Annotated in this window: 13 protein-coding genes and 3 pseudogenes; 6 read left to right on the top strand and 10 right to left on the bottom strand. The window is 68.3% G+C overall.

Annotated elements, in window-relative coordinates:
• Positions 1-1,309 precede the first annotated feature (1,309 nt).
• Entirely contained in the window at positions 1,310-2,221 is a 912-nt protein-coding gene (locus AQJ27_RS50740; protein ID WP_235614069.1) for a site-specific integrase, read from the top strand.
• Between the two features lie 214 nt (positions 2,222-2,435).
• Here the strand turns inward: AQJ27_RS50740 and AQJ27_RS50735 are convergent, their stop codons facing one another.
• From AQJ27_RS50735 to AQJ27_RS50705, 7 genes are all read right to left on the bottom strand, one after another.
• Positions 2,436-3,623, bottom strand: coding sequence for an ABC transporter ATP-binding protein (locus AQJ27_RS50735; protein ID WP_067385780.1), 1,188 nt, complete (start codon positions 3,621-3,623; stop codon positions 2,436-2,438).
• A gap of 90 nt (positions 3,624-3,713) precedes the next feature.
• Positions 3,714-4,547 (bottom strand): carbohydrate ABC transporter permease, encoded by an 834-nt coding sequence (locus tag AQJ27_RS50730; RefSeq protein WP_067385778.1) that lies wholly within the window; start codon positions 4,545-4,547, stop codon positions 3,714-3,716.
• Positions 4,547-5,506 (bottom strand): carbohydrate ABC transporter permease, encoded by a 960-nt coding sequence (locus tag AQJ27_RS50725; RefSeq protein ID WP_067385777.1) that lies wholly within the window; start codon positions 5,504-5,506, stop codon positions 4,547-4,549. The genes AQJ27_RS50730 and AQJ27_RS50725 overlap by 1 nt, the downstream gene beginning before the upstream one ends.
• A gap of 70 nt (positions 5,507-5,576) precedes the next feature.
• Entirely contained in the window at positions 5,577-6,797 is a 1,221-nt protein-coding gene (locus tag AQJ27_RS50720; protein ID WP_235614068.1) for an ABC transporter substrate-binding protein, read from the bottom strand.
• Positions 6,798-7,042: 245 nt separating this feature from the next.
• Complete coding sequence (locus AQJ27_RS50715) at positions 7,043-7,960, bottom strand: IS630 family transposase (RefSeq protein ID WP_079065959.1); 918 nt, start codon at positions 7,958-7,960, stop codon at positions 7,043-7,045.
• Positions 7,961-8,039: 79 nt separating this feature from the next.
• The gene (locus AQJ27_RS50710; protein WP_067385773.1) at positions 8,040-9,287 is read right to left on the bottom strand and encodes a glycosyltransferase; all 1,248 of its coding nucleotides are present in this window, start codon (positions 9,285-9,287) and stop codon (positions 8,040-8,042) included.
• A 7-nt stretch (positions 9,288-9,294) separates the two neighbouring features.
• Positions 9,295-10,143 carry an alpha/beta hydrolase gene (locus AQJ27_RS50705; RefSeq protein WP_159064676.1) on the bottom strand — a complete coding sequence of 283 codons (849 nt, stop codon included), beginning with the start codon at positions 10,141-10,143 and terminating at the stop codon, positions 9,295-9,297.
• Positions 10,144-11,105: 962 nt separating this feature from the next.
• Here AQJ27_RS50705 and AQJ27_RS60670 point away from each other — a divergent pair.
• Positions 11,106-11,438 (top strand): hypothetical protein, encoded by a 333-nt coding sequence (locus AQJ27_RS60670; RefSeq protein ID WP_341866175.1) that lies wholly within the window; start codon positions 11,106-11,108, stop codon positions 11,436-11,438.
• A 289-nt stretch (positions 11,439-11,727) separates the two neighbouring features.
• On the opposite strand, the gene AQJ27_RS50690 is transcribed toward AQJ27_RS60670, so the two are convergent.
• A complete protein-coding gene (locus tag AQJ27_RS50690; RefSeq protein ID WP_079065958.1) occupies positions 11,728-18,405 on the bottom strand; it encodes a type I polyketide synthase in 6,678 nt (2,225 codons plus the stop codon).
• The gene (locus AQJ27_RS50685; protein ID WP_067385765.1) at positions 18,402-20,171 is read right to left on the bottom strand and encodes a fatty acyl-AMP ligase; all 1,770 of its coding nucleotides are present in this window, start codon (positions 20,169-20,171) and stop codon (positions 18,402-18,404) included. The genes AQJ27_RS50690 and AQJ27_RS50685 overlap by 4 nt, the downstream gene beginning before the upstream one ends.
• A 393-nt stretch (positions 20,172-20,564) precedes the next feature.
• Here AQJ27_RS50685 and AQJ27_RS50680 point away from each other — a divergent pair, with 393 nt between their 5' ends.
• From AQJ27_RS50680 to AQJ27_RS50670, 4 genes and pseudogenes are all read left to right on the top strand, one after another.
• Positions 20,565-21,974 (top strand): MFS transporter, encoded by a 1,410-nt coding sequence (locus AQJ27_RS50680; protein ID WP_159064675.1) that lies wholly within the window; start codon positions 20,565-20,567, stop codon positions 21,972-21,974.
• 236 nt (positions 21,975-22,210) lie between these two features.
• Positions 22,211-22,839 (top strand): annotated as a pseudogene (locus AQJ27_RS61160) (IS110 family transposase); the annotation flags it as partial.
• Between the two features lie 446 nt (positions 22,840-23,285).
• Complete coding sequence (locus AQJ27_RS61155) at positions 23,286-23,639, top strand: transposase (protein ID WP_369693352.1); 354 nt, start codon at positions 23,286-23,288, stop codon at positions 23,637-23,639.
• Positions 23,640-23,766: 127 nt separating this feature from the next.
• Positions 23,767-24,318, top strand: a pseudogene (locus tag AQJ27_RS50670) (transposase); the annotation flags it as partial.
• A gap of 30 nt (positions 24,319-24,348) precedes the next feature.
• On the opposite strand, the pseudogene AQJ27_RS60045 reads toward AQJ27_RS50670, so the two are convergent.
• A pseudogene (locus AQJ27_RS60045) lies at positions 24,349-24,438 on the bottom strand (IS982 family transposase); the annotation flags it as partial.

The following is a 24,438-nucleotide window of genomic DNA, read 5'->3' as shown; positions in this document are numbered from 1 at the left end:
TTCTTACCAAGATCAAACCGTTGCGCTGGAAGGCCCGCAGTCTCTAGGTCCCGATATTCCTGCTCGAACGCGTACGACTTGCCCATCCCCCACTCACCGCGCAGGACCAAGACGCGCACCGCTCGCTCGTCAGCAAGCAACCGTCCCGGAGCAGCACCAGAAAGCACCGACGCCAGAGGCCAGCCATACCGGTCCGACTCCGGCGGTTCCCCCAGCGGAAAGACCCGCCTCATCCACGGCAGACATGGCCACTCCATAACGCGCCACTCCCAGCGATACGACGTCGAGCAACACAGCGCTCACACCCTAAGACGCACCACTGACACCCACCCTGAAACGAGGAGCGTCGCCGTCCAGCAGACGATCGTCCACTGGCCCACCGCCCTGCCGCTTCGCTCCCAACGAGTGCTCAGCGTGATCACCTCGCCTCATCAGGCGGCCACGGATAGTCTGTGGCTCCGCGTCTCCGAAGTGACCTCCTGTGGGGAGAATCTGGGGAGTACGACGGCCGCTGGGGAGCGCGTGGGGAGAACGAACCGCGTAACACCAGATGAAGCCGAAAGCCCCTGAAAGATGCGTTCGCGCAGGCCAGAGGTCTACCGAGACCCATAATTGCAGGTCAGGGCGACCTGGTAGAGGACTTCAAGAACTTCTACGCCCCTGACAAGGGCGGCATCCCTGCAGACCTGCTGGCACCATCTCCGGCAGCCTGATCCAGCCCGGCCGTGTGCTCCGCGTCGGCCGCAGCACCCGCATCGTCACCGCCTCCCTGCTCCGCGTGCTCGACAGCGGCGAGCCCGAGTACAACGAGGCGTCCAGCACGAGCCCTATTCCGTCTTGCCCAGCCGCACGACGAAGCCCCGCCGGAATGATCACTGGAATCCGCCGACCCGCGGGGCTCCGCATCGCCTGTTCTGTCACTTGCCTGTCACGAACACCATCGAGGCACCGGGACCGCAGTGCCCTCACCTGTACAAACAGCACCACTTTGGACCACATGGACCCCACAAGACGGTTCCGACTACTTGTGCCATGTGGTCCCGCGGCCCACTCGCTGGCACCACGCACCACTCATCAAGATCCGGACCAGGTGCGGACCGACTCAGCCTGGCCCTCGACGTTTCCACTCTTTGTCGCAGGTCAGGAGCGAGGTCAGGCGTGTACCACCAGCAGACCAAGAACCTGCCGGTACCCAATGGTTGGCAGCTCCCAGTGGTGGGAAACTCCATTGTTCCCGAGCTGCCGCCCTTGGCGCGCAGCCAAGGGAAACGCGCTGGTCACCACAGCATTCCGGGCGTGGTGGTCACGTGTGGTCGCACGAGACTGGGAGTGTCGGATCTGGACCACCGACGAGGCGGTCCACTTCCTCCGTCACTGCCACCACGCCGACCCGGACATGGCTGACCTGTTCGAGTTCCTCATCGGCACCGGCCTGCGCAAAGGCGAGGCCCTCGGCCTGCACTGGGACGACGTCCACCTGAGCGAACGCGTTCTCTACGTGCGCTGCACACTCTCCGCGATCGACAACAACCGGCTCGTCATCACCCCGCCCAAGACCCGCTCCAGCAAAAACTGGGTGGCCATCTCACCCCGCGTCGCGTCCGACCTCCGACGCCGGGCCCGGTCCACGGACCGCACCCACAGTGACCCGGGCGATCCGTTCGCCGGACTCGTCTTCTGCCGACCCGATGGTCGGCCGCTGCGGCCGCACTCCGTCCTCGACCGGCTCCGGCAACTGTCCGACGAAGCAGGTGTTCCCCGGGTGACCGTTCACGATCTGCGGCACCTGGCCGCCACCCTCACCATCGCCGCCGGCGTCCCCCTCACCGTGGTCTCCAAGACCCTGCGCCACTCCACCCTGTCGACCACGGCCAACATCTACAGCCACCTCACCCAGCAAGCCGCCCGAGAAGCCGTCGACACCATCGAGCGGACCCTCACACGAGCCGAACAGAGAGCCGACCGGCAGGCCCGGCAGAAGCAGCTGAGATCACCACGCGACCACATCCAACGGCTCCGCGAAGCCCTCCACCGGCTCCGCTCCCCCGCCCCGCCGTTCTTCTGCACCACCGCGAACCAACGGCAAACCGGGCTGGCGACCACAGTGCGACCACCAGCCCTCCAGAGACGCGAAAAGCCGCCCTCCCGCAAACAAGAGAACGGCCTCCGACCTGCATCAAAGCTGGTCGGGACGACAGGATTTGAACCTGCGACCCCTTGACCCCCAGCACCATCGCGCACACCGTGTGGTCCCCAACTGGTCCCCAAGCCGCTTCGGAAGAGCGCCCTACAACGGCCGCCGGTGACGCCTGGCACCACGCACCACCCCCACAGAGAACACCCCCTTTCCGGGACGCCTACGCAGGCGACAATGACCAGCCGCCTCTTGAGTCGCCGGGTACATGGATGCGGAGCGCGTCCTGTGTGGTGCATCGTCAGTCCGCCGTCGCTGGATGCGTAAGGTTCGCTCCGGTCGCCGGGTCGAACACGTGAACCTTGGCCATGTCGACCTGCAGCTCTACCGGTTCGCCCTCTCGGGCACGCGTGGCGGCGTCCAGGCGAGCCACGATGTGATGGGTGTAGGCGCCGGTGTCGCGCAGGCCCGAGTCCTTGGCGAGCTCCTCCAGTTCGGTGGTCGTCGCGGGCCCGCCCTCCGCGGTGAAGTAGACATACACATCGGAGCCGAGCGACTCCAGCACCTCCACGGTGGCGGTGAAGGCCGGGCCAGTCCGGTCCCGGCCGTATGACAGGGCGACGTCCTCGAATGCCTCCGGTCGTAGCCCTACGATGACCTCGCGGGGCGCGTTCTGCCTTTCCAGCGCCTGCCTCGTACGGCCGTCGAGGGTCAGGTCGCCCAGGGGCGAGCGCAGGGCACTGTCCTCCAAAGTGGCGTTCAGGAAGTTCATCGCCGGGGAGCCGATGAAGCCCGCGACGAAGATGTTGCGCGGCAAGTCATACAGTTCGGCAGGCGTGCCGAACTGCTGGACCAGGCCCTGTCTCATGACCACGACGTGGTCGCCGAGTGTCATCGCCTCGGTCTGGTCGTGGGTGACGTACACGGTGGTCGTGCCGAGGCGCCGCTGCAGCCGGGCGATCTGAGTGCGCATCTGTACCCGGAGTTTGGCGTCCAGGTTGGACAGCGGCTCGTCCATCAAGAACGCCCTGGGATCACGGACGATCGCGCGCCCCATGGCCACCCTCTGGCGCTGACCGCCCGAGAGGTTGGCGGGCTTGCGGTCCAGGTACTCGGTGAGGTCAAGGATCCGGGCGGCTTCCGTCACCTTGGTGTTGATGGTGTCCTTGTCCACCTTGGCCAGGCGCAGCGGGAAGCCCATGTTCTCCCGAACGTTCATGTGCGGGTACAGGGCATAGCTCTGGAACACCATGGCGACGTCGCGTTCCTTGGGAGCCAGGTCGTTGACGACTCGGTCTCCGATGCGCAGGGTGCCCTCGGTGATGTCCTCAAGTCCGGCGATCATGTTCAGGGTGGTGGACTTACCGCATCCCGACGGACCGACCAGGATCACGAACTCGCCGTCGGCGATCTCGAGGTCCACGTCCTTCACGGCGAGGGCCCCGTCGGGAAAGCGCTTGGTGACTCCCTCAAGGATGATCTCGGCCATGGATGGTGCCTCCTTACCTTCGTGCCTTCCGGGTCCGAGCACTGCGGTCGGTGTCGCGGACCGGTGGCCTGTCTGCCGCGGTCGGCCCGTTCACCCCTTGACTGCCCCGGAGGTCAGTCCGGCGACGATCCGCCGCTGGAAGAACAGGACGAAAACGATGATCGGGATGGTGATGACCACAGCGGCGGCGGCGATCGACCCTGTGGGCTGCTGGAACTGGGAGCTCCCGGTGAAGAACGCGATCGCGGCCGGCACCGTGCGCGCGGACTCGGTGGAAGTCAGCGAGATCGCGAACAGGAAGTCGTTCCAGCAGAAGATGAACACGAGAATGGCCGTGGTGAACACGCCCGGCGCCGCCAGCGGCACGATGACCATCCGGAAGGCCTGCGCGGGCGTCGCCCCGTCGACCTTGGCGGCCTTCTCCAGATCCCAGGGGATCTCCCGGAAGAACGCCGACAGGGTGTAGATCGCCAGCGGCAGGGAGAAGGTCATGTACGGGATGATCAGCCCGACCCAGGTATCGAAGATCCCGATGATCCGCTCGATGTTGAACAGTGGTGACACCAGGGAGATCGGGGGGAACATGGCGATCAGCAGTGACATGCCGATGAGCACCCGCTTGCCGGGGAAGTGCAGCCTGGCCACCGCATAGGCGGCCATGGTGCCCAGCGCCACCGCGATCACCGTGGCGATCAGGGCGATACCGATCGAGTTGATCAGTGCGCGGGTAAACTCGGAGGTGTCGAAGATGCCCCGGTAGTTCTCCAAGGTCCAGTCCCTGGGGATGTAGTCGCCGTCCGTGAGGGTGCTGGGATCCTTGAACGACAGCGCGGCGATCCACCACACCGGGAACAGGGCGTACAGCACCACCACCCCGTTCAGGACACCCCATCGGGTGGCATGCGTCTTGCCCGCCGCGGCCATCAGCGCTTCACCTCCGCGCCCGGTGCGGCGGTGCCGAGCATTTTGACGAAGGCGAAGGCGATGATCCCGACGCAGATGAAGATCAGGACCGAGATCGCCGACCCGATACCCAGGTTCAGCGCGGTGAACAGGTTGTCGTACCCGAGGATCGACAGGGCGCCGGTCCCCTGGGCGCCCGCGGTCAGGATGTAGATGTTGTCGAAGATCCTGAACGCGTCCAGTGTGCGGAAGAGCAGTGCCACCAGGATGGCCGGTTTCATCAGCGGCAGCATGACCTTGGTGAACCGCTGCCAGGCGGTGGCACCGTCCACCATGGCCGCCTTCAGCGTCTCCTCGGGGACCAGTGCGAGGCCCGCGAGCAGCAGCAGGGCCATGAACGGCGTCGTCTTCCACACCTCGGCGAGGATGATCAGCCAGAGGGCGGGCCACTGCTCGGTCAGCGGGGCCGCTCCGCTGGGCAACAGCTCGGCGAGGTATCCGAGCTCCGGGGTCCAGGCGTACTGCCAGGAGAAGGCAGCGACCACGGTGACGATCCCGTACGGAATGAGGACCGACGTGCGAACGACGCCGCGCCAGAAGATCGTGTGGTGCATCACCAGGGCGAGCCCCATGCCGAGGACCAGTTCGATCGCCACGGACACGGCGGTGATGAACAGTGTGACCCACAAGGCGTCCCACCAGAACGGGGAGGACAGCACCGCCCCGTAGTTGCTCAGGCCCACGAACTCCGCTCGTCCGGGAAAGCGCAGGTCGTACCGCTGGAGAGACAGGTAGAAGGCGTACCCGATGGGGTAGGCGGTCACGGCGATCATGACGACGACCGCGGGCGCGCAGAGCAGCCAGCCGAGCCGCCGCTCCTGCCTGGCGCCCGCCGAGAGTGCCGCCCGGGCCGGCCCCGCCTGCTCCGTCTCCGCCTCGGGGGGCGGCGGGGTTCCGGCCGGTTGCGCCCGCGTGCTCATCTCGGGCCGTCCGAGGACGAGGCCCGCGCGCTGCGGCGCCGGCTGACGGAGTGGTGCGGGAGGAGGTGGTTCACGGGATCACACCCTCGGATCGCAGGGCATCGTCGATCTGCTCCCTGATGGTGTCGGCAGAGCTCTCCGGTTTGATCCCGGCCGGCGGAGACAGCGTGTGGGAGACCGCGATCGACACGTTCTGGTAGGCCGGAGTGAGCGGGCGCACGCTCGCCGACTCCAGGACGGCCAGCACCGCCCCGGAGGAGGGGTACTCCTTCATGAACGCGGGCTCGTCGTACAGGGCCCGCAGGGTGGGCGGCAGACCGCCCTCGAGCGCGGCGGTGAGCTGGTTCTCCCGGTTGCGCAGGCACAGCGCCGCCTCGAAGACCAGGTCAGGGTGGCGCGAGTAGGCGCTCACAGCCAGATCGATGCCGCCGATGGTGGGCCGTGCCGGGCGGTTCGCGTCGACCCGAGGGTACGGCGCCCAGCGGAAGTTCTTGAACAGCTCGGCGTTGTTCGCCTTCATCGACGGATAGACGAACGGGTAGTTGAGCTCGAACGCCGCCATCCCCGACTCCATGGCGAGGCGGTTCTGGTCCTCCATCTGGTTGGGCAGGGAGGGGTCCGCGGCCGGGGACTTCGCCAGATCACGCATGATCCCCGCGGCCCGCACGGCAGGAGGGCCGAGGGAAGGCTCGGTCGCGCTCGCGTTGAGGATGGAGCCGCCCGCACTGTTGATCAGCGTGTTGAACCAGACGGTCAGGCCCTCGTACTGGGCGCCCTGGATCTCCACGAAGTGCGGTTTGCCCTGCCGGTTGAGGGCGCCGGCCATGTCCAACATCTCGGCCCAGGTCCTGGGTGGGGTGGGCACCAGGTCCTTGCGGTACCACAGGAGCTGGGTGTTGGTGTTGTAGGGGACGGCGTACAGCTTGCCTTTCCAGGTCGAGGTCTGCAGCGGCACGCGCAGGGTGCCCTCTTGGGCCTGCCGCCTCGCCGCCCCCGTCCATTCCCGGATCCAGCGTGCCTCGGCGAACTCCGCCGCCCAGGTGACGTCCAGGCCCAGGATGTCGAGCGAGTCGTCCTCAGCAGCGAGTCTGCGGACAAGTTGCTGGCGCTGGCCGTCCGCGGCACGCGGGAGCTTGTTGTAGCTGATCCTGTAGCGGCCGCCCGACGCCTGGCTGCACCGATCGGCCGCCTTCTGGAGCGCACCGGAGTCGTCGGGGAAGTTGTACCAGTTGAGGGTGGGCCTACCGGAGCCCTCGCCACTGCCACAAGCGGCGAGCACGGACGCCAGCAACGGCAGTACGGCGAACGCCCGCAGCCATCGCGTCCCTCTGGGACGTCCCTTCCGACCCGAAACGGGCCGGCAGCCGCACCTCGCGTGCACGCGCTCCACACCTCGCTTCCGGACGGTGGAACGGGACTCGGACCTCGCAGCGTCTCCCTCCCGGCGAACACTAAAGACCCCATAAAGCAAGATCAAGAACATATCGCATCTAATCGCCCACCCTGACCCACCAGTGTCGCGTGCTTGAAGTCTCTTTACGCTCGATTTTGTCGAGGATCTGGTCGGCGGTCTTGGTCCAGATGGCGGGCTTGCAGCGGCTGTCGTAGCCGCCGATGAAGGCGCGGATGGCGGCCTTGAGATCGGGGACGGACTCGAAGGTGCGGCGCCGTATGGCCTGCCGGGTGATGATTCCCGAAGAAGATCTCGACCATGTTCAGCCAAGAGCAGGAAGTTGGGGTGAAGTGCAGGGTGACCCGGGGGTTCCTCGCCAGCCACGTCTTGACGTTGGGATGCTTGTGGGTGGCGTAGTTGTCGACGACGACGTGCAGTTTCACCCGGGGGTGGGCCTTGGCGACCTGATTGAGGAAGGCCAGGAACTCCTTGTTGCTGTGCCGAAGCAGGCGTCGGCCCTGATCTTTCCGGTGGCGACCTCCAGGGCGGCGAACAGCGAGGGTCGTGCCGTTGCGCTTGCAATCGTGCGTCTGCCGCTCGGGCAGACCCGGCCGAAGCGGCAGCATCGGGGCGGTCCGGTCCAGCGCCTGGATCTGGGTCTTCTCGTCCACGCAGACCACGACCGCCTTCTCCGGCGGAGCAAGATACAGCCCGACGACGTCACGGATCTTCGGCTCCAGCTCGGGATCGGTGGAGAACTTGAACGTCTCCACCCGGTGCGGCTGCAGGCCCCACTTGCGCCAGATCTTGGCCAACGCGGAGAACGACAGCCCCAGCTCCGCGCCCAACAGCCGCGACGACCAGTGCGTCACCCCCAGACGGGCCGGCGGCCGACCGTTCTCGGCCAGCGTCGCCACCAGCACCGCCACCTCATCCACCGTTCCCGGCCGGCCTGGACGCGGCAGATCCCCGAGCGCGGCGATTCGTGACCGCAAAATCCACGGCGCCGCCCACCAGGCCCTACGCCCCTCAAAACAGCTCTTGCTGAACCTCCTGGACATCAGCCTGGCCGGCCCCCTGACACTACTGACCCAGAAGTCGCTCTGGGCCCGACAACGGAAGCGTTCGAGGACGTCGCGATCACTCAGGGCCGACCCCGTACTGGTCCAGTACCTGACAGGCCCGGGCGGTGCCGTCCTCGGCTTCCAGGGCCCGGCCGAGCCGGCGCGCGGCCTCGGCGTAGGAAGCGTGCCGGGTGAGGGCCTGCAGGCGCTGGGCGAGGGCGGCAACGGTGAGCTCACGGACCGGCAGGGGCGCGGGCCCAGCGCCGAGCTCGTGCACCCGTGCGGCCCAGTAGGGCTGGTCCCCGAAGAACGGGCAGATCAGGGAGGGCCTTCCGGCGCGCAGTACCGAGGCAGTCGTGCCTGCCCCGCCGTGGTGGACGACAGCGGCCATCCGGGGAAACAGCCAGTCGTGGGGGGTGTCGCCGACCACGAGGATGTCGTCCTCGCTGGTGGCGGGGTCCCCTGGCAGCACTCCGCGCAGGTTCGCCCGACGCAGGGCCGTCCGTACGAGGGCGTCGGTCGCCTCGGGGTCGCCGGTCTTCATGCTGCCGAATCCGACGTAGACGGGCGGGGGGCCGGCGGCCAGGAAGGCAAGCAGTCGCCGTGAGGGTTTCCACAGCGGCTGGTCGTGGTGCCAGAAACCGGTGACGTGGACGTTCGGTCCCCAGTCGGACGGCCGCGGCACGACCGTGGGGCTGAACGCACACAGCACGCGGGCTTGGCGAACCTGCCGGAAGGGGGCCGACAGGGAGAGCTCCGGGAGGCCGAGGCTCTCCCGGCGCCATGTGTTGACGAACCGCCGGAAAACCATCCAGGACCCGAGGTCGACCGCACCGAAACTGAGCCGGTTGCCCACGCCCCCCAGCATCCGGGCAGCCGGCGCGAACGGGTGCGGAAAGGCCTTCGTGGGCTGGCTCGGCTGGAAGTGAATGACGGCGTGCGGGACTTGGAGGTACTGGCTCAGGTGAACGCCGAGGAAGCAGAGGGTTGGTGCCAGAACGAGGTCGGCTCCCTTCGCACCGACCTGCGTCTCCTCCAGCATCGGCATGATGCAGGGTCGCAGGACCCGGTCCATACGGCGGATGAACGCCACCGGGTTCCGTCGTCCGGCGAGGAGTTCCTGCCCCTCGGCGGACTCGATGATCTCCGCGGGGTCGACCGGAAGGGGATGGAGGTCCAGGCCCGCCTCGGCGATCAGACGCCGATAGCGGACGCTGGCCAGGATCCTTACAGTGTCGCCCCGACGGAGCAGCGCTCGCCCCAGCGCCAGGCAAGGCTGGACGTCGCCGCGGGATCCCGCGGCGAAGATCACCACTGTTCGCATGAGACCGCTACCCGAGTGACTTCATGGCTGTCGGCCAGATACCGTGCAACTCGTGCTGCCAGTACGGCCAGGAATGCGTCCCCGGCGCGTACACATGCGTCGTGACGTCGACACCCGCCGAGCGGAGCGACCGCGCGAATCTCTTGATCTGCGTCGACAGCGGTGCCTCGCCCAGCACGCTCACCAGCAGCACACCGGGTGGGCGTCCCGTGTCCAACGGTCCGGGCTCGCTGCTGCCCGCGGACAGATGGACGTGCGTTCCGCGGAAGGAACGCGGCATGGCAACGGGATTGTGGGCTCGCCAGACTCCGGCGTTCTTCACCGGGTCGCCCCACACTTCTTTGATGTCGATGCCCTCCCTCCCGGTACCGAGTGAGAGTTCCAGGCGCACGGCAGGGTCATTCAGATCCACGTACGAACTCATTGAGGCCACGTAACGGAACATCCCCCGGTGGTGCGCCGCGTAGTTGAGTGCGCCGAAGCCTCCCATGGACACTCCCACGATGGCTCGTGAGCGGCCCGCACGGTACTTCTTCTCCATGAGCCGCACGAGTTCGTCGGTGTGAAAGGTTTCCCAGCGGGGAGCACCGGCGAACCAGTCACTGTAGTAGCCGGCCTTTCCGGCGTCCGGCATGACGATGAGCACGTCGGAGTTCTTCGCCAACGCTTCCACATCTGTCTCGCGTGTCCAGGATGTGTAGTCGTCGTCGCCGCCATGGAGCATGTAAAGAACCGGAAAGGTGGCTTTCGGCTTTTTACTCCAGCTCGCGGGAAGAATGACGCGGACCGGGATGGACATTCCCATCGCCGGAGAACTGACCGTGAGATCGCGCATCCGGTCGTCGATGGTTTTCACGGCCGTGACACGAGCCTCTGCGTGTTGAGGCTCGGGCGTGCCGTCCGGTCTCCGCTCAGCCGCATGCGCCTCGGTCGAGAGGAGAACGGCGGCGAGCCAGAGGCACACCAGATTCGTTCTCGCGTACTTCAGAAAAGTGACCCACACAGCCGGGAGCATGACGAAATGCGTTGGTCATCACCAGCAGACACTCCGTTCAACGGAGGGCAGTAGCCCGTACAGTCGAGCAGCGTTTGCAGGGCAGCAGGTCAGCGGCTCTCGTGGAAAGCAGTCGTGAGCCGTGAGCCACATTGAAGCCGAAATGACATCGCCCCCCTTCCGTAGCAGTCATCGCGGGTCACGCCATTTCAAGATCCATGTGGCAGTCCGAGGACGGTAAAGGGGCGGTCCGTGGATCGGCCGGCCCAGCGGGTGGCTTCAGTGATCGCGGTGCGGCCGGCGAGGCGGTGTGCGCCGATGGCGGGGTTGCGCGGTGAGGCCATCGCGCGTGGGTCGGAGCGAGCCGGTACGGACGCGAGAGGCATCCTCGTCATAGAGCGTGTCCCTGACGAAGCGCAGGACTTCAAAGGCCCACCGCCCGGCGCACAGCCGGACGAGGTGGCGGGCACCGGCGCGGGCGGAGGTCAGGCTGGTGACACCGAAGACCGCGACCGCACTGTGGAACCGGCCGGTGAGATCGTGGACGTATCGTTCACACAGGTACTCCTGCTCGGTGTTGGGGGGAACGGCAGGTCCTGCGGGCCGCACCTGCAGGGTGCGCTTCCCTCCCGGACACGCTCACACACCACCGCACCCCTGCAAAAATCTTGAAACGGCCGTGCATCGCGCGTGCAGACGCAGCGGGGCTCGAGTCGCTCCCTGTTCCGGACCACTTCACGGCAGCCTCCCAGCGCGCCTGCGACGTCGACATGTTCGAGGGCGTCGAGGACGAGGACATACGTAAGTCCCTGATCGTCGGGGACGTGCCGATGCCCGAGTTCGCTCCGGAAGAGGCTGATCGCCGTGATGGCGACTGCGGTCAACTGCAACACGGTCTGGCGGCCGTGTTCGAGCCGTTGCCGACCTTCCGGTTCCTCAAGGAACTAGGGAAGGCCGGGAGATGGGAGGCACGGCACGACCTGCCCCACCACGAGACGGTCGGCGAGGACCCGCACGTCGTGTTCGAGCACGTCGGCATGAAGACCTTCACGGTGTCCGTGTTCCTTGCCAGGCGAGGCCGGGACGGTCTTCACCTGCGGATCCAGTACCGGCTACGAGCACACCTACGAACAACCGCTACCGGTGCATGCGGCTGAAGCGGAGCATCGGCGGTCACGGTGCGAATCTTCACGAGCGGTGTGAGGCCGACCGGCTCATCACGATGGGCAGCGTGGTTCCCGCCCTGTCGACGACGTATCCGCCGGCACAGGCCGGGGCGGCCGCACGGACTTCCAGGCCATCAGCGCATCGGCAAGGCCGGTGTGCTGTGTCTGGCTCCGCGTACCGGGCTCGGCGTCACCGACTCGCAGGCCCATGCTCGGGTGGGTGAGGAGCGGTTGCGCCTGTTCCGCAGGTGAGCCCCACGGAACAGGCGCGGTGCGCCGATCACTGGGTGGGCCACCCCATGGCGCGGGTGACGTGCTGCGCGATGGTCTGGACGTGAGGGGGGTCGATGACGGACAGGTGGTCGCCCTCGACGGGGACGATCTCGAGGGTCTGACACAGGGGCGCCCATCCGAGGTCGGCGTCCTGCCGGAGGTAGCGCGGGTCCAGAGCGGTGGTGAGCTGTTGCGGTTGCTTGGCACGGTAGAGGACTACGTGGCCCTCCTGGGGACGGGGGACATACCGTTCGCCGACGCGGGCATCGACGTACGAGGTCCGTTGGTGCTCCATGATCCCTGGGCTCATGTCGAGGCCTGCGTCGGCGACCAGACGCATGATCACGTCGATCTGCTGATCGTCGGGGGTGGCCGCCAGCTCCTCGTAGGGCAGGTCAAGGCGGTGCCCGTACGTCTTCTCGATGTACTCGGCGAAACGACCGAAACGCTCGAGCAGGAACTCCCGTGATTCCGGTTGCGGCAGGGCGGGGGGCAGGACGGTGTCGATCAGTCCGAGGAACCCGGTGCCCTGTCCTTCTTGCCTCAGTTGACGAGCCACTTCGTAGGCGAGACACCCTCCGAAGGACCAGCCGAGCAGGTGGTAGGGCCCTTCCGGCTGGATGTCACGGATGAGTGCGCGGTAGTGGGCCGCCTTCTCCTCCATGGTGCTCAGCTCGTCGACGCGTTCCAGGCCGTACACAGGCTGTTCGGCCGGCAACAGCCCCATCAGGGGCAGGTAGACCGAGGTCGGGCCGCCGGCGGGGTGGAAGGTGAACAGCGGAGGCCGCTCCGACCCGGCGAGTGGAGGGCGCAGGGTGGTGAGTGCCGACCGGCCGGTTCGGTTGACGACCGGCCGGATCAGTTCGGCGACGGCTGTGACGGTGCGCTGGGCGAGGATGACGTCGGCCGTGAGGCTCAACTCTGTGTCGTCGCCGAGGCGCCGGTGAATGGCGTCGGCCATGGCCGCGGCGGCAGCCTGGTCCCCGCCGGCGGTGGTGAAGTCCTCCCGGATGTCCTTGGGGCCTTGCTGCAGGACTTCGGCCCAGGCGCTCGCAACCAGCCGCTCCGCGGCGTCCCTGGGGGCGAGGAAGCTCGGCAGCGTGGGTGTGGACGGCTCGGCCTGTCGTGTGTCGTCGGGCTCCATCGGCTGGGAACCGGCCGTCGGCTCCGTGGCGTCGAGACCGAGTTGTTCAAGCACCGCGCGGCCGAGTTCACGCAGGCTGGCGCCACGCAGCAGCCAGGGCGCGGGCAGGTCGATGCCGAAGTCCTGGCGGAACGCGTTGAGGATGCGCACCGCCACCAGGGAGTCCAGGCCCAGTTCGGTCAGCGGGATCGTCTCGCTGAGTTCGGCGGCCATGAACCCCATGATGGCTGCCGTTCTTCTGACCACGCGTGCGCACACCATGTCTGCGGCGGAGCTGCCGAGAGCCGCGATGCCGTGGGGGCCGACCCAGTCGTCGGCGCCGGGTGAACCCTCCCCGAGGACATCGGAGAAGAAGGGGATGGCGGACAGGCCGGGGAACGCCCCCAGCACACGGTCCGTGTCGAGGTGGACGACGCCTACGTGCGCGCGATTGAGGGTGACGAGTGCCTGCAGGACGTCCATTCCCTCGCTCATCTGGATGGGTTCCAGGGCCAGCACCGGGTTTCCGGCCGCCATGCCGACGTTCTCCCAGGGGCCCCAGGCGATGGAGGTCGCGGGCAGGCCGCTGGCTCTGCGGTGGTGGGCCACGGCGTCGAGCCAGGCGTTGGCGGCCGCGTAGGCGGACTGTCCGGGTGAGCCGAGAAGTGCCGCGGCGGAGCTGTAGATCACCCACCAGTCCAGATCGTGGTCGGCGATGGCCGCCTCAAGGTTCCGGGCTCCGACGGCCTTCGGCCGCAGCACCGTGTCGATGTCCGCCGGTTCGAGGTCGGTGATCACGCGGTCGTGCAGGACGCCGGCACAGTGCGCGATGCCGCGCAGGCTGTGGCCCTCGGCGAGGGCGGCACGCACCAGGTTCGTGGACACGTCTGGGTCCGCGATGTCCCCTTGGACCACGGCGACGGAGGTTCCCCGGTCCTGCAGCTCGGCCAGGACGGCCTGGGCCTCGGGTCCCGGGGTACGGCGTCCGTTGAGGACGATGCGCCCGGCACCCTGCTCGGCGAGTCGGCCCGCTGTCGCCAGGCCCAGTCCGGTCAGGCCCCCGGTGATGATGTACGCACCGTCGGGACGGGTGAAGGCCACGTTGTCGTTGCGCTGTGCGCTGAGGTCGGCCCGGGCGAGATGGGCGGTGAGACGTGTGCCGGACCTCCAGGCGATCTCGTCCGCGTCGCCGCCCGCGAGGAGTTCGCGGGCGAGGTCGTCGACCGCGCCGGGCTGTTCGTCGATGTCCACCAGCGAGGCCCGCAGATGAGGGTGTTCGAGCGCGAGGACCCGGACGAGTCCACGCAAGCAGGCGAGATACGGCGTCCCGGGTTCCCCGGACCCTGTCGCCTGTGCCAGCACGGTGGCCATCCACAGGCGCGGCGGTTGCCGGTGCGTGGCGCCGGCCAGGCGGCGCGCCAACCGTGCCGCCCTGTGCAGTGGCCGCATCTCGTCGTCGTGTTCGTGCTGCTGGAGGAACAGGACTACGGCGCTCGGGCCGTCCTGCGGGGCCTCCAGCCAGGCGTCGAGTACGGCGTCGCAGGCGTCGTCCCGGGCATCGGTCGGCGTGACGTCGACACCGCCGGCTTCCAGGGCCGCCACGAGCAAGGCCGTGGCGCCGTCCACGGCGTCCGGTTCGTCGCTGACGAGCAGGGCACGCTGCAGACCGCGCGATGGCAGGGGAACGGTGGACTTCTCCCACTGGATGTCGTAAGTGCACGTCTCGAGGGACCGGGGCACTGCGCGCCGCTCGACGGGCCGCAGCTGAACGAACCGGGCGACGATCTCGCTCGTGGCGCCCCGGGCGGAGACGTGCCACTGGTCGACGCCTGCGTCCGCCGGACCGGCGCTGTCGACGGGCGTGCAGCAGATGTCATAGCCCGTGTCGAGGACGCCCGGAGCCTTGATGTGCAGGGACCGTACGCCGACCGGGACGGTGTGTGCGGCGGCCTGGACGGTGCGGTCGCTGCCCGGTGGTGTGTCCGCAGCGCTCTGCGCCTCCAGCATGGCGGTCAGGACATGTGCGTAGGACGACCGGTGGGGGGGCCGGGTGTCCTCGGGGACGATGTGCCGGACGAGGGCGGGCGCCGGTTCCGACTCGGGGTCGTGCTCGCCCTGGGGTTCCGGGTCGCGGGTGACGCGGGCCGAAGCGTAGCAGCGCCAAGTGGTGCCGGCGCCGCGGGCATGGAGGGTGATGGTTCCGTGGGTGCCGGAGGCCGGTTCCCACACCGCGGTCAGGGGGGTGCTGCTGGAGATGGCGAGCCACTGATGGATCTGCAGGTCCTCGATGCCGAGGTGGGTGACGCCCTCCCGGGCCCACAGGTCCAGGCCGGCTTCGATCATCAGCTCCGCGGCCTCGACGAGGGTCAGCACCGCTCTGCCGTGGACCGTGCTGCGGGTGCCGTGCCGCAGCGTGCCGACGTCTCCCTGCCACAGCACGGCGCCGGTCCTCGGGTCGTCGGTGCGTCCGCCCAGCAGGGGATGGCCGCCGGTTTCGGTCGATTGGGCGGGGCGGGGGAACCAGAACCGTTCGTGCCGCCACGCGGGTGTGGGCAGTGCGGTGCGCGCACCAGCGGGCCACAGCCCGGGATTCAGCGTGACGCCGGCGAAGTGCAGCCTGGCCAGCGCGGTCCGTACCTGGATGGTGTCGTCGGTGTTCTTGTGCAGGCTCGGGACGACCAGCGCCTGATCCCCCGCCGGGGTGGCATCGAGGCTCTCCGCGAGCGGGACGACGACGATGGGGTGGGGCGAGATCTCCAGGAACAGGGTGTGGCCGTCCTCGGCTGCCGCTGTCACCGCCTGTTGCAGGCGCACCGAGCGGCGGACGTTGGCGCACCAGTAGCTCGCATCGGCTGCCGTGCCAGCGCGGGGATCATCGAGGACTGTGCTGTACCAGGGTGTGGTGGGTGTGTGCGGGCGCAAGTCGACAAGATCTTCGCGCAGTGGCGTCAGGATGGGATCGACCAAGGCTGAGTGTACGGCTCCGCCAGTCTCGAGCAGCCGGGCGAGCCGGCCCTGCTCGGTCAGCTCGTCCACCAGGTCGCGCACCGCTTGGGCCGGTCCGGCCACCGTGCAGCGTTGGGGCGAGGACTGGACGGCGACCTCGACACCGGGAAAGCGGCTGAGGATGGCCGTCCGGGACTCTACGGGAAGCTCCACCGCGGCCATCGCGCCGGCGTGTTCGGCTTCGAGGGTGGCGAGGTGGGCCGATCGGCGGGCGATGACGCGCAGTCCGTCGCGGTCGTCGAGAGCGCCGGCGAACACGGCGGCTGTGACCTCGCCCATCGAGTGGCCGATGACGGCGGCGGGTTCCACGCCGTAGGCCTGCATGGTCCGCGCCAGAGCCAGCTGGAGTCCGAAGAGAAGCGGCTGGATCCGGTCCACTGTCCGGGCGGAATCGGACATGAGCATGTCGGTCAGTGACGAGCCGGTCTCCGCGAGGAAGTTCGCATCGAGCGCGGACACCTGGGCGGCGAAGAGGGCGTCGTCGGTCAGCAGGCGCCGCCCCATGCCCTCCCACTGTGAGCCGTAACCGGAGAAAACGAAGACCGGTCGGCGCGCTGTGAACGACTGCGCCGCTCGTGCGTCGGTGCACGCGGCGACCACGCCGGGAACCGTCTCCCCCCGGGCCAGCGCGGCCAGCCCGGCAGCCGCCTCGGAGCGGGTCCGCGCGACGACGGCGGCGCAGGACGGGCCACGGCGGTGCGAGGCGAGCGTGTGGGCGATGTCGGTGAGGGCGGGCGCGTCGTCGGCGGCCACCCATCGCGACAGGCTCGCGGCCACGTCGGCGAGCCTGTCCGAGGAACGGGCGGACACCACCAGGATGTGTGGGTGGTCGGCCTCTTCGTCCTCGGCCCGCGTAGGCTGCGCGGGATTCGCAGCGGTCGGCGGCGCCTGCTCGAGTACGGCGTGGGCGTTCGTACCGCCGAAGCCGAAGGCGGACACACCGGCGCACCCCGGACGGTCCCCGGAGGTGGGCCAAGCGGTCGGTTCGGTGACCACGCGCAGGCCCAGCTCGGTGAAGTCGATGTGGGGGTTGGGGCTCTTGAAGTGCAGGCTGACCGGGATACGGCCGTGATGCAGGGCCAGCGCGGTCTTGATCAGGCCGATGATGCCGGCCGCGCCTTCGAGGTGGCCCAGATTGCTCTTGACCGATCCGATCAGCAGTGGCCTGTCGGGCCGCCTGCCACGTCCGACGACCGCTCCGAGGGCAGTCGCCTCGATGGGGTCCCCCAGCAGGGTGCCCGTCCCGTGCGCCTCGACGTAGTCGACGGCGGCCGCGTCGATGCGTGCGTCGCGCAGGGCGTCGCGCAGCAACGCTTCCTGCGCCGCCGGGTTGGGTGCCATGAGGCCCGCCGACCGGCCGTCCTGGTTCACGGCGGTGCCCCTGATGACAGCGAGCACCCTGTCGCCGTCGCGCCGGGCGTCGGCAAGCCTCTTGAGCACGACGACGCCGCAGCCCTCACCACGGGTGATTCCGTCCGCCGCGGCGTCGAAGGGTTTGCACCTGCCGTCCGCGGCCAGGATGCCGGCCTGTTCGAGCGAGGCCGTGACCGCTGGGGACAGGAGCAGGTTGACTCCTGCGGCCAGTGCTGTGTCGCACTCCCGGCTACGCAGGCTGCGGCAGGCCAGGTGCACGGCCACGAGGGACGACGAACAGGCCGTGTCGGTGGTGATGCTGGGGCCGCGGAGGTCGAGGAGATAGGACACGCGGTTGGCGACGATGCTGCCGGCGGCTCCGGTGCTGGTCCACGGGGTCAGTCGCGCGGGATCCGAGGTGGTCAGATGCCCGTACTCGAGGGCGCTCAGGCCGACGAAGACGCCGGTGGGGGTGGACTGCAGGGCGTGGGCGGGTACGCCCGCATGGTCCAGCGCCTCGCAGATGACTTCGAGCACCAGCCGTTGCTGGGGATCCATGACTTCGGCCTCGTGGGGCGTGATGCCGAAGAACTTGGCGTCGAATCCCTCGATGTCGTCGAGAAAGGCGCCCCACAGTGTGGTGGATTCCATCAGGGCGGTGACGTCGGGCGCTGTGCCGGAGAAGTTCGGCCAGCGTTCTTCGGGCACCTGGCCGACCACGTCCGTTCCCGCCGTGAGCTGCTCCCAGAACGCGTCCGGCCCGTGTACGTTGCCGGGCAGACGGCAGCCGATGCCGACGACGGCGATGGCACCGTCGTCGGTGCGGGCGGTGGTGGCCGCCTCGTCGGGCGCACGGGGCTGCCGTTCCGACTGCGCGGCATCGGCCTGGTCGGCCTTCGTCAGGGTGGCGACGAGTTGTCCGATGGTGGGGTGCTCCCACAGCAGCGTGGCGGACAGCGATCGGTCGAGCATCTTCTCCAGTTTGCCAGTCAGTCCGACGGCGTCGCGGGAGGTGAGGCCGTACTCCGCCAGAGGTCGGTCGTCGTCGAGTTGTTCCGGCGGGATGCCGCTGATGTCCGAGACTAACTGCACCAGTGCGTTCCGCAGTTCGGCAAGGCCCGATCCGGAGCGGCCGTCCGTGGTGGAGGTGGTGGCCTGGGCGTTGTCCTCGACCGGCTCCTGGTGTCCGCCTGGCTGGTTCATACGTTGTCGGTCTCCCTCTGTACGTGGGTGTCGGAGGTCCAGGCACCCCGGAGGTAGCGCTCACGGCAGGCGCCGCGGGCGACCTTTCCGCTGGTGGTGTGGGGTACGGTGCCGGGCTGGGCGAGGACGAAGTCGTGCACCGCGATGGCGTGACCGGCGGACACCGCCACGCGTACGGCGCGTGTCGCCTCGTCCCGGACCCTGTGGGGTTCCGCGAGGTCACGGGCGTGCTCGGCGACGACGACCAGGCGTTCTCCGTCATCAGTGGGGATGGAGAACGCCGCGGTGTGATGGCGGCGGATCGCCGGGTGGGCGTTCTCGACGGTGTGCTCGATGTCCTGCGGATAGTGATTGGTCCCGTCGATGATCACGAGATCCTTGATGCGACCGGTGATGTAGAGGTGCTTGTCGTGCCACAGACCAAGGTCTCCCGTGCGCAACCAGTGATGCGTCCCCTCGCCCGGGTTGTCGCCGTGGAGGGTGGCGCGGAAGGTGGCCTCGCTCTGTTCCGGGCGTCCCCAGTAGCCGCGTCCGACGTTGGGGCCGCGCAGCCAGATCTCGCCCACGCGCCCGTCCTCCAGCCGGACGAGGCCGGCCGGGTCGACGATGGCGGCCTCCTGGTCGGTGGGCCGTCCGCAGCCGACCAGGCGGGTCACGGCCTGTCCCTCGGTGCCCTCGGCCAGCCGGGCGGTGCCGGCCGCCAGCGCGTCACGGTCGAAGGAGGTGACGGTCGGTTCCTCACCGGCCGGTGAGGCGGAAACGAACACAGTTGCCTCGGCCAGCCCGTAGGACGGGCGCATCGCCGTGGGGACCGCGCCGACCGGGGCGAAGGCCTGCTGGAACCGCTGGAGCGTCTGCTCGGCGATGGGTTCGCTGCCGTTGACCATGGCGGCGACCGTTCCCAGCGACAGCTTCGCGCGCTCCTCGTCGGTGACGCGGCGCACACAGTAGTCGTACGCGAAGTTGGGGGCGGCGGTGAGCGCTCCCGGGTATTCGCTGAGCAGCCGCAGCCATCGGACAGGCTGTTGCACGAAGGCCAGCGGATCCATGAGCACGGAGTGGACGTGGCCGACGACAGGAACCACGATCGCCAGCACGAGCCCCATGTCGTGGTACAGCGGAAGCCAGCCGACGGTGCAGTTGCGCCCGGCTCGGATGTCGTACGCCTTCAGCGCCTGGCGTGCGTTGGCGCAGACGTTGGCGTGGGTGATCTCCACACCGGACGGCATGCGGGTGGAGCCCGAGGTGTACTGCAGGTAGGCACAGTCCTCGGGGCGCGGATGAGGGGGCTCACCGACCGTCGGTTCGGCCCTTGCCGCCCAACCCGAAAGCAGGTCCTCCTCGGTGACCACCCGCACGCGGAGGCCGTCCTGGTTGGCGCAGAACTTCTCCGCGGCCTGAAGCGAGTCGGGACTGGTGAGGGCGAGCACCGGGTCGGCGTCGGCGAGCGCGGCGGCCAGTTTCTCCGCATGGCCCGGCAGAGCCGGGGGAAAAAGGGGAACGGCGATCGCACCGGCACACGTGGCCGCGAGGAAGCCGACGACGTAGTCCAGGTTCTGCGGACCCACGACGGCCACCCGCTCGCCGGCCGCGCCGCCGTGACGCAGGACCGCCGCGAGGGTACGTACCCGCTTCTCCAGTTGGCGCCACGTCAGACAGCTGGAGGCTCCGTCGCGATCGGTGCTGAAGTCCACGAAAGTGAACGCTTTTTCATCGGGGGTCTGCGCCGAGGCCCGGGCGAGATGATGACTGATCGTGTCTTTCATGGTTTTCAGCACTAAGTCACCGAACCTTCGTTCTCGACAGGCAACGGGACTCCTCAGCCGTCAACCTGTCAGGCGAATTGATGACAGCCGTTGCCGCCCATCACCGATTCCCAATGGATAGTGGCAGTGGTGAGCGGTCAGCCAAACACGGAGACGTACCAAGAATGCAGCGCCACGCCGAGATCCCTGCCCGGTCGGCGTACGGAAACCGAGCGGCGTTTTCCGGCAGCACACCGGATACCGTAATCAGGGTGTCCGGAAGTCGCGCCTTCCATGCCCACGGGGCAGAGTACGGAGAAAGGGCGCGCAGAACGTGGCGGCCCCTTACCACCGTCCGCGCTGCTCAAGGCAGGTACCGTGAGCCGACTGCGTGTCCTAGCCATCCTCGTGGCTGTGCTGCTGCCGTCCTTCATGACGGCCCTGGACAACACCGCCGTCAATGTGGCACTGCCTCAGATCCAGGCCGAACTCGCATTGAGCGAGGCCGACCTCAAATGGGTGGCGGCCATTTACCCTCTCACTCTCGCCAGCCTTCTGCTGCTGGGCGGGCATCTGGCCGACACCGTCGGGCGGCGTGCGACGCTGTCGCTCGGTGTCGCCCTCTTCACCGTCGCATCGGTCGGGTGCAGTGCAGCACCCTCGGGGATGGCGCTGATCGCCTGCCGGGCGCTGCAGGGAGCGGGCGCGGCGCTGATCCTGCCGGCCTCACTGGCGGTCCTGTCGCACGATCTGCCGCCTCGCGCGCGCAATGCGGCCTTCAGCGCCACCACCGCCGCGTTGGCTTCCGCGCTGGCCTGCGGCCCAGTGGTCTCCGGTGTCATGACACAGCACCTGGGCTGGGAGTCCGTGTTCGCCATGAACACGCCACTGGGCTGCGCGAGTCTCCTCGTCGGCTTCCTCGTCCCCCGGCCCGGACTCTCGCCCCGTGCCGCGTCCACGCCCTCGGCCACGCTCTCGCTCCGCGTCGTCGCGTTGGCCTGTTGCTCGCTGGCGGCCCTCGCCTACTGCCTGATCGAAGGGCCTGAACAGGGTTTCGGCAGCATTCCCGTCGCCACGTCAGTGGGCATCGTCGCCGCATCGGCCGTCGGTCTTTCCTACGAACTGACATCGCGCCGGAACACCGTGCTGCGACTCCTCTTCCGGCAACGCCCTTTCGTCGGCGGAATCATTACTCAACTACTATGGGGTCTGAGCGTGAGCGGAGTCTATTTCTTCACGTCCCAGTTTCTGCAGAACGGCCTCGGCCTCGCCCCGACGCCAGCCGGGCTGACATTCATTCCCGTGGCTTTATCCCTGATCGTCACCACCCCTTTCATCGCGCGTATGGCGCGCCGCTGGGGAGACGGCCGGATCTCCGCTGCGGGTCTGCTCCTGGTCGGCCTGGGGTTGCTGATGGTCGCGCTGGGCAGCTCCGGAGGGAGTCTTGTCCATATTGTGCCCGGACTTTCGGCCATCGGCTTCGGCTCCGCGCTGGCCGTTCCGCTGACCACCCGCGCTCTGGAATCCTCACCCGATCACCTTTCCGGAATCGCGGCCGGATTGTTCAGCGCCGTCCGCGAGGCGTCCGGGGTCGTCGGGATCGGTCTGGTGGGCGCCATCGTGTCGTTCGTGGAACATTCCGCAGCCGCCGCCGGGGCCGATGACTCGGATGCCTTTCTCTCCGGCTACCAGTCAGGTCTGTGTTTGGCGTCAGCGCTGGTCGGGGCGGGAGCTCCCATCGCGTTGTGGGCGCTGCGCCACCGCAGAGGTACACCAGAAGGCGAAAGGGGAGCGTCCGCATTCACCTCGAAGCCAGGACCCTGACGGATCAGGCCCGCCCGAGGAGCACCCCCACGGGCGCAGGGCTCCGTCGGACATACGATCGCTGTGCAGAAGCCCCGCCGGAACATGGCGGGAGCAATGCTCAAGACCTAATAGCCGTGCACGGTGACGGGTGACCCCTACTCAAGACTCGGAGCCGGACTCCTCTCCACAGGCAGAGGGCCCCGCCGCCGTGCCCTTGCGGAGGGCGCGTGTCGAGCGCCTCCGCGGGGGCACTGATGATCGTGACCCGAGCCGCCCGTACGACCACCCGCTCCTCAACACGCGAGCCGCAGAGCTCTCTCCGAAGACCGGGGCCGTGCGGTCAGCTGGGGCCACGAACAGCTCATCGGATGTCGGGCCGCCGAGCCCTCCTATTAGGTCGCTGCGTGTCCCCGCACAGGCTCACACGCTGGGCAAACACCGGGAGAGAGGACACAGGATTGACGATCACCTGCGGGATCGACTGGGCGGAGAACCATCATGACGTGGCTCTGGTGGACGGGTCCGGCCAGCTCGTCGCCAAGAGGCACATCGACGACGACGCGGAGGGCTACCGCCAACTGCTGAACATGCTGGCCGAGGCTGGAGACAGTCCGAAGGACCCCATCCCGGTCGCGGTCGAGACGGCACGGGGCCTGCTGTTCGCCCGCCTGCGCGCCACCGGCCGGAAGGTGTACTCGATCAACCCGATGGCGGTCGCCCGCTATCGAGAGCGCCATCGCGTCGCCCGCGCCAAGTCCGACCATGCCGACGCGATGGCGCTGGCCAACTCCTGCGCACGGACGCGGACGTCCACCGCCCGCTGCCCGCCGACTCCGAGCTCGCCCAGGCCATCTCGGTGCTCGCCCGCGCCCAGCAGGACGCGGTCTGGAACCGGGCCCAGCTCAACAACCAGCTCCGCTCACACCTCAAGCAGTACTTCCCGGCTGCCCTGGCGGCCTTCCAAGTCCGGGGCATCGGACTGGACTCCCGGGAAGCGCGGACCGTGCTTGCTGCGGCTCCGGAACCCACGGCGGCCGCGCGACTGACGCGCGCCCAGTTGCGGTCGCTGCTGCGCAAGTCGGGACGGCAGCACAACAGCGACACCTGGACCGAACGTCTGCGGACCATCTTCACCGGCGACTACCTCCACCAGCTCCCCCTGGTCGAACAGGCCATGGGACACCAGACCGCCGCTCTGGTAGGGCAGTTGGATGCCGCCTGCCGAGCGGCGGACGACCTTGCGGTGCGGCAGCTGAGGCGTTCGACCAGCACCCGGACGCCGAGATCCTCAGCAGTTTCCCGGGCATCGGCCCGCTCGCCGGCGCCCGCGTGCTGGGCGAGATCGGTGATGACCGCTCCCGCTTCCGCGATGCCCGCGCCCTCAAGGCATACGCCGGAGCCGCACCGATCACCGTCGCCAGCGGCAAGAGTCACGCCGTGCACCACCGCCGCGTGAAGAACCAGCGGCTGGCCGCCGCCGGCTACGTGTGGATCTTCGGAGCCCTGCCTTCACCACAGGTGAAGGAGCACTACGACCGGCGCAGAGCCCGAGGAGACCGGCACACCGCCGCCATGCGGCACGTGTTCAACCGACTCCTGGGCTGCCTGCACCACTGCCTGGCCACCGGCCAGAAATTCGATCCCACCAAGGCATTCCCAGCTCTCGCGCCAGCCACTACTTGACTTCTTACCAAGCTCGGATGTCTGTGGATCAGCCCTTGGGAGGGACGCGGAGGGCGTACCTTCCCGAAGGATCCTGATGGTCACCGAGTAGGCCCGCGTTCGCAGCGCGGGTCGGGAACGCACGCCCGTGCTCAGCGTAGTGAACGCCGACGGCTCCACCGAGTCCGGCTCCCTGATCGACGAGATTGTGCGTGAGGGCGCCCGGCGAATGCTCGCCGCCGCGCTGGAGGCCGAAGTCAACCAGTACATAGCCGAGTTGGCGGCCGAGACGGACAGGGCCGGCCGCCGCCTGGTGGTCCGCAACGGCTACCACCAGCCGCGGACCGTGGTCACCGCAGCCGGGCCGGTGGAGGTGAAGGCGCCGCGGGTGAATGACCGCCGTATCGATGAGGAGTCCGGAGAGCGCAAGACGTTCTCCTCCAGGATCCTGCCGCCATGGTGCCGCAAGTTCTCCGAGGTGCTGCCGCTGCTGTATCTGCACGGCCTGTCGTCCGGGGACTTCGTTCCGGCGCTGGAGCAGTTCCTCGGCGGCACAGCTGGGCTGTCCGCGGCGACGGTGACCCGGCTGACGAAACAGTGGCAGGACGACCACGCCGCCTTCTGCGACCAGGACCTGTCGGACCGCGACTCCGTGTACGTGTGGGCAGACGGGGTGCACCCCAACGTCCGGCTCGGGCAGGCGCACTAGATGATCTAGTCCAAGGGGCCAGTGATCGTAGGCGATCAGTGAGCGTAGGACGGTTTGTCCGGTGGCGTCGTTGTGCCAGATCGCGGCGGTCAGCGCGAGGATGCGTTGCAC

Origin of the sequence: Streptomyces olivochromogenes (assembly GCF_001514115.1) — a bacterium.
In the GTDB taxonomy this organism is placed as follows: domain Bacteria; phylum Actinomycetota; class Actinomycetes; order Streptomycetales; family Streptomycetaceae; genus Streptomyces; species Streptomyces olivochromogenes.
The sequence above is the reverse complement of the archived record's forward strand: the minus strand, read 5'-3'. Positions and strand labels throughout refer to the sequence as shown.

What these genes read in the sequence shown, in the direction of transcription:
- AQJ27_RS50735 (WP_067385780.1), bottom strand. Translation starts at nt 3,623, where the DNA reads ATGGCCGAGATCATCCTTGAGGGAGTCACCAAGCGCTTTCCCGACGGG.
- AQJ27_RS50730 (WP_067385778.1), bottom strand. Translation starts at nt 4,547, where the DNA reads ATGGCCGCGGCGGGCAAGACGCATGCCACCCGATGGGGTGTCCTGAAC.
- AQJ27_RS50725 (WP_067385777.1), bottom strand. Translation starts at nt 5,506, where the DNA reads ATGAGCACGCGGGCGCAACCGGCCGGAACCCCGCCGCCCCCCGAGGCG.
- AQJ27_RS50715 (WP_079065959.1), bottom strand. Translation starts at nt 7,960, where the DNA reads ATGTCCAGGAGGTTCAGCAAGAGCTGTTTTGAGGGGCGTAGGGCCTGG.
- AQJ27_RS50710 (WP_067385773.1), bottom strand. Translation starts at nt 9,287, where the DNA reads ATGCGAACAGTGGTGATCTTCGCCGCGGGATCCCGCGGCGACGTCCAG.
- AQJ27_RS50690 (WP_079065958.1), bottom strand. Translation starts at nt 18,405, where the DNA reads ATGAACCAGCCAGGCGGACACCAGGAGCCGGTCGAGGACAACGCCCAG.
- AQJ27_RS50685 (WP_067385765.1), bottom strand. Translation starts at nt 20,171, where the DNA reads ATGAAAGACACGATCAGTCATCATCTCGCCCGGGCCTCGGCGCAGACC.